This window comes from Brevundimonas sp. (assembly GCF_046299535.1).
Lineage (GTDB): Bacteria > Pseudomonadota > Alphaproteobacteria > Caulobacterales > Caulobacteraceae > Brevundimonas.
In genome coordinates this window covers 1-1,500 of the sequence record NZ_JBKBIB010000031.1, presented here as the reverse complement: position 1 = coordinate 1,500, position 1,500 = coordinate 1, and the positions used below count along the sequence as shown (strand labels likewise).

2 protein-coding genes are annotated in these 1,500 nt (G+C 70.9%); both read right to left on the bottom strand.

Annotation, left to right across the window (positions count from 1 at the left end):
• Positions 1-104: 104 nt before the first annotated feature.
• On the bottom strand, positions 105-1,013 hold the full coding sequence (locus ACK4FB_RS14785) for a transposase (protein ID WP_409753974.1): 909 nt from the start codon (positions 1,011-1,013) through the stop codon (positions 105-107).
• Positions 1,013-1,372: a hypothetical protein gene (locus tag ACK4FB_RS14780; protein WP_409753971.1), complete on the bottom strand. Its 360-nt coding sequence runs from the start codon at positions 1,370-1,372 to the stop codon at positions 1,013-1,015. The genes ACK4FB_RS14785 and ACK4FB_RS14780 overlap by 1 nt, the downstream gene beginning before the upstream one ends.
• Between the last annotated feature and the right edge of the window lie 128 nt (positions 1,373-1,500).

Below are 1,500 nucleotides of genomic sequence, written 5' to 3'. Positions count from 1 at the left end.
CGTCGTGGCTGAAGTAGCTGTCGCTGTAGACGATCGCGTCGGGCTGCACGCGCTGGCGGATGATCGGCATGAACCGCACCCGGTTTCTTGGACAGATGGTTACGTTACGCGGCCATGGGCATGGCGGCAAGTTCGTGCTGGCGGCGGAGGGCGGTGGGGCTGAGGTGGGCGTTCTTCTCGACCAGCCACTCGGCGTTGTAGCGGGCGATGAAGTCGCGGACCGCCGCGCGCGCGTGCTCGCTGGTGCCAAAGACGCGGCCATGGACGATCTGCTCCTTGAGGGTGCGGAAGAAGCGTTCCACGACGCCGTTCGTTTCGGGTTGGCCGAGGAAGGCGAAGCTCGGCGTCATGCCCCAGGCCTTGATCTGTTTCTGGAACTCGTCGGCCATGAAGCAGCTGGCGTGATCGTGGCGCAGCTGCACGCCCCGCGCGGCATCGCGACCGAGGTGGCCGAACTGCTGGCGCACCGCCATGCTCATGGCCTGAACTGCCTCGCGCCGTGTGCCGCGCTTGCTCATATGCCAGCCGAGGGCCTCGGCGTTCCAGTGCTCCACCGTGGCGAAGAGCCAGACCTTGCCGTCCCGCACGGTCGTGATCTGGGGACCGTCGGTCGCCCACATCACGTTCGGCGCGTCGGTCACGATCTTGCGGTCGTGGTCTTCTCCCGGGCGTGGTCGGGCCCGATGCGGCGAGAGCAGGGCGTTCTCGCGCATCAGCCGCAGGATGCGCTTGCGCGCGACCTTGAGGCCGTCGAGCACGCGCAGCCGCGCCCAGACCTTGCGATGGCCTTGGCCCGACCGGGGCGAGCGCGCCAGGTCGGCGCGGAGCGCGTCGATGAGCGTCGCGTCCGAGACGGAGGGCTTCGGCCCGCGCCGGCCTTTGGGCCGCAGCGGGGCAGGATCCTGCGCCAGCCTCCGCGCGAGATAGAAACTCGACCGGGCCACGCCCCAGACCTTGCAGACCCGCGCCACGCCATAGGCGCGGCCGGTGGCGGGAGAGACCGACCCGGCCATCACCGCCACCGCCTCCGGCCCAAAGGGCCGGTCTGCCCCATCTTCGCGCGCAGGAGCTCGACCTCCATCGCAAGCTCGCCGATCCGCTGGAGCGCCGCGGCGAGTTCCGGCCCCTCGGAGCCCGCTTCCCGCTCCTTCAGCCCGCCCTCCAGCGCCGCCCCGGCCCGCTCGCGCCAGCGCTCAAGCTTGCAGACCGGGACCCCGATCTCCCGCGACACCAGCTCCACGGGCTCCCCCGCGATCAACCGCAGCACCACCGCCCGCTTGCGCGCCACGCTCCAGCGCTGGCCCGCCGCCAGCGGCCCAACCCCGGCCGTGCCATTGCCTGTGGACGGCCTGGACGGGCTACGCCCGCCCACCCCGCCCACAGGAGACCTCTGCGAAATCCGCCTGATCCGATGATGGAGGTGTGGTGGCGGGCTGGAAATGGGCTTTTCGGGCGGCTTTGGTGCCCGGAAGTCGTGCGGCGGGCGCGCGTCGCCCGTCA

Excerpts from the sequence above, each read along its gene's own strand:
- ACK4FB_RS14785 (WP_409753974.1), bottom strand. The coding sequence starts at position 1,013 with ATGGCCGGGTCGGTCTCTCCCGCCACCGGCCGCGCCTATGGCGTGGCG.